This window comes from Amycolatopsis sp. NPDC048633 (assembly GCF_040650695.1).
In the GTDB taxonomy this organism is placed as follows: domain Bacteria; phylum Actinomycetota; class Actinomycetes; order Mycobacteriales; family Pseudonocardiaceae; genus Amycolatopsis.
Genome location: NZ_JBEZHS010000079.1, coordinates 1 through 8,030, shown reverse-complemented (window position 1 = coordinate 8,030; position 8,030 = coordinate 1). Strand labels below are relative to the sequence as shown.

Sequence of the window (8,030 nt, the reverse complement as noted above, 5' to 3'; positions counted from 1 at the left end):
CGGAACAATGGGGGGTTTTTGTTGTCTTTAAACACCTTAACCCCTCGTCGGACGAGGTGAAAGGGTCTTTCACGACGTTCGAGCCACCGCGACCCGGCCGCGCCACCACGACTTCGCCGGGCCCGTGCCTCCGGCTGAGCGGAATCCACCCGGAGGCAGGGGCAAAGCACATATCTCAGTCCAGCTGAGCCAGCTGCTCCCGCAGCGTGTCCAGCCCCATCCCGCCGAGCCGCAAAGCCTCCGCGTGGAACCGCTTGATGTCGAACGCTCCCCCGGCGCGCCCTTGGGCCTCCGTACGGGCCGCCAGCCAAAGGCGCTCGCCGATCTTGTACGCCGGGGCCTGGCCCGGCCAGCCCAGGTACCGGTCGATCTCGTCGCGGACGTGGGCCTGGTCCGTGATCGTGCGGGTCAGCATGAACTCCAGGCCCAGCTCCGGTGTCCAGCGCGCGCCCTCGTGGAAGCCCGTTCCCGCCGGGATCTCGAGCTCCAGGTGCATGCCCAGGTCGACCACGACTCGGGCGGCGCGGAAGAGCTGCTCCGACAGCATCCCCAGGAGGTCGCCGTCGTCGGACAGGTAGCCCAGCTCCTCCATCAGGCGCTCCGAGTACAGCGCCCAGCCCTCCGCGTGGCCCGACGTGAACGCCATCAGGCGCTGGTACTTGTTCAGCCCCTCGGACTGGTCCACCGCCGTCGCGATCTGGAGGTGGTGACCCGGTGCTCCCTCGTGGTACACCGTGCTCGTCTCGCGCCACGTGACGAACTCGTCGCGGCCGGCCGGCAGGGACCACCACATCCGGCCCGGGCGGTCGAAGTCCTCGCTCGGGCCCGTGTAGTACGCGCCCACTCCGCCACCCGGCGGGGCGATCTTGCACTCCAGCGCCATCACGCGATCCGAAATCTCGAAGTGCTTGCCGCGCAACGACTTCAGTGCCTCGTCGGACAGGTGCTGCATCCACGCCTCGAACTCGGCACGGCCGCGGACGCGGTAGCGGGGGTCCGCGTCGAGCACCGCGGCGACCTCCGCCACCGAAGCGCCCGCCTTGACCCGGTTCGCGACCGCGCGCATCTCGGACTCGATCCGGGCGAACTCCGCCCAGCCCCACTCGTAGGCCTCGCGCAGGTCCAGCGCCGCGCCGACGAAGTACCGCGACCACAGGCGATAGACGTCCTCGCCGACGGCGTCCTTGACCGGGGCCTTCGGCGCCAGCTCGGCCCGCAGGAACCCGGCGAACTCCGCGAACGCCTCCTCGGCCGCCCGCGCGCCGTGCGCCAGGTCCGCCGAAAGCGCCTCACCCTGCGAAGACGCGCCGCCGACGAGCTGGGTGAAGTACCCCGTCTCCTCCTGCAGCCCGGCCCACGTCTCACACTGGTCCGCCACCTTCGCGATCTGCCGCAGCGCCGAGACGTGCCCGCCGTCGGCCGCCGTGAGCAGGCCGTTGCGCACGTTCGCGAGCGCCTGCGGGACCTCGCCGAGCCGGGCCGAGACGGCCGACCAGTCCTGCTCGGTGTCCAGCGGCATCAGGTCGAACGCCATCCGCAGCTCCTGCACGGGGCTGGAGATGACGTTGAGGCTCGCCACGTCGAGGCCGGCCTCGTGGATCTCCAGCTCCAGGCCGACGCGCTCGGTGAACACGGCCTTGGCGGCGCGCTCGGCGGCGTCGCGCGGCTCGGCGGCGGTGACGGCGGCGTGCGCCCGCGCGGCCAGTCCGGCGCGCTCGGCGAACCCGTCCGCCGAGTAGTCGGTCAGCCGGTGGTCGTGACCCTTGATGCCGTGGGCGGTCGCCGCGACCGGGTCCGCGGCCGCGTAGTCGTCGACGTAGCGGTCACAGATCCCGTGCACGCCATCGGAAGCAGTAGAAGCCATGCGCCGCACGCTACCGAACCACGGACGGCCCGCGGTACGGACTTAAGTGCGGGGGTCCGGGTGGCGGAGCCCCCGGCCCGGGGCGCAGCCCCGGTTGTCCCAGCCTTAAGTGCGGGCCGGGACCAGCCCCAGCCGCGCGATCACCTCGCGCGTCGCCTTCGACCGGTTGAACGTGTAGAAGTGCAGGTTCGGCACGCCCTCGGCGATCAGCTTCTCGCACAGCTCGGTGATGACGTCGATGCCCGCCGCGCGGAACGCCTTCGGGTCGTCGGCCAGCGGCTCGAGCCGGTCCAGCAGCTTCCGGGGGGCCGGCGCGCCGGAGAGCTTGATCGTCGTCTGCAGGGTCCGCAGCGTCGTCAGCGGCATGACGCCGGGCAGCACCGGGACGTCGCAGCCGGTCGCGGCCACCCGGTCGCGCAGCCGGAGGAAGTCCTCGGCGTCGTGGAACAGCTGCGCGATCGCGAAGTCGGCGCCCGCGCGCAGCTTGCGGACCAGGTACTTCGTGTCGGTTTCCAGGTCGGGCGAGCGCGGGTGCCCGTAGGTCGACGCCGAGACGCCGACGCAGAAGTCGCCCAGCTCGCGGACCAGCTGCACCAGCTCTTCGGCGTAGGTCAGGCCCTCCGGGTGCGGGACCCAGTCGCCGTAGACGTCGCCCGGCGGGTCGCCGCGCAGCGCGAGGATGTTGCGGACGCCGACCGAGGCGTACCAGCCGATCACGTTCCGCAGCTCGGCGACGGTGTGGTTGACCGCGGTCAGGTGCGCCATCGGCACCAGCGTGGTCTCGGTGGCGACGCGGGCGATGCTGCGGATCGTGCCGTCGCGGCTGGAGCCGCCGGCCCCGTAGGTGATCGACATGTAGGCCGGGTCGTACGGCTCGAGCTCCCGGATCGCCTTCCAGAGGACGGCCTCGTCCGCCGTGTCCCGGGGCGGGAAGAACTCGATGGAGAACTTCGGCCCTTCTCCTCGCAACCGCTCGATCACCGACGTCATACCCCGAATGTTAAAGGCCCGCGCCCGCGATGCGGGAGCCCCCGTCCGCGTAGCGAGACTGACATTCGAGTCACTCCCAAGGACTAAACTGGCCAGGTGCGGGACGACGACACGAACTGGGACGAGGACGTGCGCCTCGCCGTCTACCACGCTTTCGCCGGCCGGGGCCGCGCGCCGTCCGCGCCGGAGCTGGCCGACGCGGCGGGCGGGTCCCTGGCCGTGGCCAAGCAGGCGCTGCACCGCCTCGCCGCGGCCCACCACCTGGTGCTCGACGAGTGCGAGCACGTCGTGCTGGCCCACCCGTTCGCGGCGAAGTCGCTCGGCTTCTCGGTGCTGGGCGCGCACACGCTGTGGTGGGGCGGCTGCGCGTGGGACTCCTTCGCCATCCCCCACCTGGTCGAAGCCGAGCCGGAGGTGCTCGTCGCGACCCGCTGCCCCGGCTGCGGGCAGCCGCACGCACTGGTCGTGGACCGCGCCGCGCCGCCCGAGGGCGCGCAGGTGGCGCACTTCCTGGTGCCCGCCGCGCGGATGTGGGACGACGTGCTGCACACCTGCGGGCACCAGCGGCTGTTCTGCCGCGAGTCCTGTGTGGACGCCTGGCTGGCGGCGACCGGGCAGGACAAGGGGTACGTCATGGACCTCGGCACGCTCTGGCGGCTCGCCCGCGGCTGGTACGAGGGCCGGCTCGAGCGCGGCTACCGGCGGCGGGAACCGGACGGCGCCGTCGCGTACTTCGCCGAAACGGGCCTGACCGGGCCGTTCTGGGCGGCCACGGCCGGAGTCTGATTCGCCACATCCGGGTGCCCCGGCGGCCCGCGGCTGCGCCGGTTCGGCGAGGATGGCGGCATGAACGCGCCCGTTTCCGACGCCGATCTGCCCGCCGACGTCGAGCGCGCGCTGGCCGGGTTCCTCGGCCGGGCGAGCGCGGAAATCGTGGCGACCGAGCCGACCGTGAAGGCCGGGATCGACGCGCTGAGCGGGTTCGTGCTGACCGGTGGCAAACGCTTGCGCCCGACGTTCGCCTGGTGGGGCTGGCGCGGCGCGGGCGGCGACCCGGCGGGCCCGGACGCCGAGGGCGTGCTGCAGGCGGTGTCCAGCCTCGAGCTGATCCAGGCGTGCGCGCTGATCCACGACGACCTGATCGACTCCTCCGACTCCCGCCGCGGCTTCCCGACGGTGCACATCGCGAGCGCGAAGCTGCACGCCGACCAGGGCTGGCTCGGCTCCCCCGCGACGTTCGGCCTGGCCACCGCGGTGCTCGTCGGCGACCTGGCCCTGGCCTGGGCCGACGACATGTTCGCCGACGCGCCGCTGCCCGCGCAGACCCTGGCCGCGGCCCGCCCCGCGTGGCGCGCGATGCGCACCGAAGTGCTCGCCGGGCAGTACCTCGACGTCCGCACGCAGGCCACCGGCGACGCCTCCGTCGAGGCCGCGCTGAAGATCGACCGGCTCAAGACCGCCGCCTACACCGTGCAGCGGCCGCTGCACCTCGGCGCCGCGCTCGGCGGGGCCTCCCCCGAGCTGATCGCCACGCTGCTGGAGTTCGGCGGCGAGGTCGGCGTCGCGTTCCAGCTGCGCGACGACCTGCTGGGCGTGTTCGGCGACCCCTCGGTCACCGGCAAGCCCGCCGGCGACGACCTGCGCGAGGGCAAGCGCACGCTGCTCGTCGCCCTCGGCCTGCAGCTCGCCGAGGAGAAGGGCGAGGTGGCCGCGGCCACCGTGATCGCGGACGCGATCGGCGACGCGGACCTGTCCGACGAGGGCGTCGAGACCGTCCGGATGGCGTTGCGGCAGGTCGGCGCGGTCGACGCGGTCGAGCGGCGGATCGACGAGCTGACCACCGCGGCGATGGCCGCCCTCGAGCGCGCCCACCTGGCCGAGCCCGCGCCGGCGGCGCTGACCGGGCTGGTCGTCAAGGCGACGCAGCGGACGTACTGACGTGCGGACGATCGACGGTCCCGCCGACCACGTCGTCGTGATCGGGGCCGGGCTGGCCGGGCTCTCGGCGACCCTGCACCTGCTCGGCGCGGGACGGCGGGTCACGCTGCTGGAGCAGGCCGGCGTCCCGGGCGGGCGCGCCGGGCAGCGGACCTTCGACGGCAACGCCGTGGACACCGGCGCGAGCGTGCTCACCATGCCCGAGCTCCTCGAAGAGGCGTTCGCCGCGGTCGGCGAGCCCCTGGCCAAGAACCTGCGCCTGACCAGGCTGGACCCGGCGTACCGGGCGCGGTTCGCCGACGGCGGCGAGCTGGCGCTGCACACCGACGGCGACGCGATGGAGGCCGAGATCCGCGCCTTCGCCGGCGCCCGCGAGGCGGCGGGCTACCGGGCACTGCGGCGCTGGCTGACCGAGCTGTACGCCGTGCAGAAGGACAAGTTCCTCGCGACGAACTTCGACTCGCCGTTCGACCTGGCCCGCCCCGAGCTGGCGAAGCTCGCCGCGCTGGGCGGGTTCGGCCGGCTGGGTCCGCGCGTCGGCCGCTACCTGCGTGACGAGCGGGTCCGGCGGCTGTTCACCTTTCAGTCGCTCTACGCCGGCCTCGACCCGGCGAGTGCGATCGGCGCGTACGGCGTCATCGCCTACATGGACACCGTCGGCGGCGTCTACTACCCCGAAGGCGGGATGGGCGAGATCGGCCGCGCGATGACCGGCGCGGCGGCCCGGGCGGGCGCGGACGTCCGGTTCGGCACCGAAGCCGCGTGGCTCGAACGAGTGAATTCGCGGGTGCGCGCGGTCCGGACGCGCTCGGGCGAGCGGATCGCCTGCGACGCCGTCGTCCTCGCCACCGAGCTGAGCGCGGCCTACCGGCTGATCGGCGCGCGGCCCCGGCGACCGGTGCCGTTGCGGTACTCGCCGTCGGCCGTCGTCCTGCACGGCCGGACGACGCGGGCGTGGGACCTCGGGCACCACACGATCTACTTCGGTGCCGCCTGGGAGCGGACGTTCGCGGAGATCATCCGCGAGGGAAAGCTCATGAGCGACCCGTCGCTGCTGGTCACGCGCCCGACGGCGACCGATCCGGGGCTGGCCGGGCGGGGCGGCGAGATCGTCTCGGTGCTCGCGCCGGCGCCGAACCTGCGTCGCGGGCCGATCGACTGGGAACGCGTACGCGGGCCGTACCGCGAGGAGCTCCTTCGCACGCTCGAAGCGCGCGGGCTGACCGGGTTCGGCGACGAGTTCACCGTCGACGAGACGATCACCCCGGCGGACTGGGCGGCGCGAGGGCTCGCGGCCGGGACACCGTTCTCGCTGGCGCACACGTTCGCGCAGACCGGCCCGTTCCGGCCGGCGAACCTGGTGCGCGCGGCGGGCAACGTGGTGCTCGCCGGCTGCGGCACGACGCCGGGTGTCGGCATCCCGCCCGTGCTCATCTCCGGGCGACTGGCAGCGGAAAGGATCACGGGCCGGTGAACGAACTCGACGCCGCGGGCATCACCGAGCCCACGCTGCGCGCCGCCTACACCGCGTGCCGCCGCATCAACGCCCACCACGGGCGCACGTTCTTCCTGGCCACCCGGCTGCTGCCGGCGCGGGCCCGGCCGGCCGCGCACACGCTCTACGGGTTCGCGCGGATGGCCGACGAACTGGTCGACAACCCCGAGCCGGGCAGCGATCCGGCCGTCGCCCTGGACCGCGTGGCTTCGCTCGTCGACGTCGTCTTCGACGGCGGGACCCCGGACGACCCGGTGCTCGCGGCGCTGGCCGACACGGTGCGCCGGTACGGCATCGAGCGCGCGTTGTTCGACGCGTTCCTGAAGTCCATGCGGATGGACCTCAAGACGACCGAGTACGCGACCTTCGCGGAGCTGGGCGAGTACATGTACGGCTCGGCCGCGGTGATCGGGCTGCAGATGCTGCCGGTGTTCGGCACGGTCGGTGCCCTGGCGGAGGCCGAGCCGGGGGCGATCGCGCTCGGTGAGGCGTTCCAGCTGACGAACTTCCTGCGTGACGTCGGCGAGGACCTCGATCGTGGCCGGCTGTACCTGCCGCTGGCCGAGCTGGCCGCGTTCGACGTCTCGCGATCGTTGTTGGAGGAGCGGCGACCCGACCCGCGGATCCGGGCGGCGCTGGCGTACTTCGTCGCGCGGACGCGGGCGGTGTACCGGCGGGCCGAAGCGGGGGTTCCGTTGCTGCGCCCCGAATCGCGGCCCTGCGTGCGGACGGCGTTGACGCTGTACGAAGGAATCCTGGACGAGATCGCGGCCCTGGACTACGACATCCTCACGCGACGCGCGGTGGTGCCGAAGTCACGCAGGCTGGTAGTCGCACTACCACCCTTGGCCGCGGTCTGGGCGCGCGAGACGTTCCGGAGCGGTCGTAGGCTGCGGTCATGACCGAACGACGCATCCGGATCGGCCTGCAGCTCCAGCCGCAGCACGCCGACTACGACACCATCCGGCGCACCGCCTCGGCGGCCGAGGACCTCGGCGCCGACATCGTCTTCAACTGGGACCACTTCTACCCGCTGTACGGCGACGCCGACGGTCAGCACTTCGAATGCTGGACGATGCTCGGCGCGTGGGCGGAGTCGACGTCGCGCGTGGAGATCGGCGCGCTGGTGACCTGCAACAGCTACCGCAACCCCGAGCTGCTGGCCGACATGGCCCGCACGGTCGACCACATCTCCGGCGGCCGGCTCATCCTCGGCATCGGCTCGGGCTGGTTCGAGAAGGACTACGACGAGTACGGCTACGAGTTCGGCACCGCCGGCGGCCGCCTCGACGACCTGGCGGAGTCCCTGCCGCGGATCGAGTCGCGCCTCGCCAAGCTGAACCCGGCCCCGACCCGCAAGATCCCGGTGCTCATCGGCGGCGGCGGCGAGAAGAAGACCCTCAAGCTGGTCGCCAAGCACGGCGACATCTGGCACGGCTTCGGCGACCCGGAGGTCGTCGAGCGCAAGGTGAAGATCCTCGACCAGCACTGCAAGGACGTCGGCCGCGACCCGGCCGAGATCGAGCGTTCGTGCGGCGTGCAGGGCGAGCCGGACGAGCTGGGCCCGAAGCTCCTGGACCTGGGCGTCACGACGTTCACGGTCGGCGTGGGCGGCCCGGACTACGACCTGGCCAAGCTCGAGTCGTGGATCGCCTGGCGCGACAAGACCAACGCCTGACCAAAAGCCGTGAAGGCCACCTTGAGGGTCCAATTTTACCAAAAAGTGGGGTTTAAAAAAAATAA

Annotated in this window: 7 protein-coding genes; 5 read left to right on the top strand and 2 right to left on the bottom strand. The window is 72.5% G+C overall.

Going from position 1 to position 8,030, the window contains the following annotated elements; genetic code table 11:
- Positions 1-175: 175 nt before the first annotated feature.
- Positions 176-1,864, bottom strand: a complete 1,689-nt coding sequence (locus AB0C38_RS49190; RefSeq protein WP_360688581.1) for a DUF885 domain-containing protein — start codon at positions 1,862-1,864, stop codon at positions 176-178.
- 105 nt (positions 1,865-1,969) lie between these two features.
- Entirely contained in the window at positions 1,970-2,854 is an 885-nt protein-coding gene (locus AB0C38_RS49185) for a methylenetetrahydrofolate reductase (RefSeq protein ID WP_360688578.1), read from the bottom strand.
- A gap of 96 nt (positions 2,855-2,950) precedes the next feature.
- Here AB0C38_RS49185 and merB point away from each other — a divergent pair, with 96 nt between their 5' ends.
- Genes merB through AB0C38_RS49160 form a run of 5 tightly spaced genes read left to right on the top strand, consistent with a single transcriptional unit; the run spans position 2,951 to position 7,965 of the window.
- The gene (gene merB, locus AB0C38_RS49180) at positions 2,951-3,640 is read left to right on the top strand and encodes an organomercurial lyase (RefSeq protein WP_360688575.1); all 690 of its coding nucleotides are present in this window, start codon (positions 2,951-2,953) and stop codon (positions 3,638-3,640) included.
- Between the two features lie 60 nt (positions 3,641-3,700).
- A complete protein-coding gene (locus AB0C38_RS49175; protein ID WP_360688572.1) occupies positions 3,701-4,792 on the top strand; it encodes a polyprenyl synthetase family protein in 1,092 nt (363 codons plus the stop codon).
- 1 nt (position 4,793) lies between these two features.
- Complete coding sequence (crtI, locus tag AB0C38_RS49170; protein WP_360688570.1) at positions 4,794-6,266, top strand: phytoene desaturase family protein; 1,473 nt, start codon at positions 4,794-4,796, stop codon at positions 6,264-6,266.
- Positions 6,263-7,189 carry a phytoene/squalene synthase family protein gene (locus tag AB0C38_RS49165; RefSeq protein WP_360688567.1) on the top strand — a complete coding sequence of 309 codons (927 nt, stop codon included), beginning with the start codon at positions 6,263-6,265 and terminating at the stop codon, positions 7,187-7,189. The genes crtI and AB0C38_RS49165 overlap by 4 nt, the downstream gene beginning before the upstream one ends.
- Entirely contained in the window at positions 7,186-7,965 is a 780-nt protein-coding gene (locus AB0C38_RS49160; protein ID WP_360688564.1) for an LLM class F420-dependent oxidoreductase, read from the top strand. The genes AB0C38_RS49165 and AB0C38_RS49160 overlap by 4 nt, the downstream gene beginning before the upstream one ends.
- The last annotated feature ends 65 nt before the right edge of the window (positions 7,966-8,030 follow it).

Excerpts from the sequence above, each read along its gene's own strand:
- AB0C38_RS49190 (WP_360688581.1), bottom strand. The coding sequence starts at position 1,864 with ATGGCTTCTACTGCTTCCGATGGCGTGCACGGGATCTGTGACCGCTAC.
- AB0C38_RS49160 (WP_360688564.1), top strand. The coding sequence starts at position 7,186 with ATGACCGAACGACGCATCCGGATCGGCCTGCAGCTCCAGCCGCAGCAC.
- AB0C38_RS49175 (WP_360688572.1), top strand. The coding sequence starts at position 3,701 with ATGAACGCGCCCGTTTCCGACGCCGATCTGCCCGCCGACGTCGAGCGC.
- AB0C38_RS49185 (WP_360688578.1), bottom strand. The coding sequence starts at position 2,854 with ATGACGTCGGTGATCGAGCGGTTGCGAGGAGAAGGGCCGAAGTTCTCC.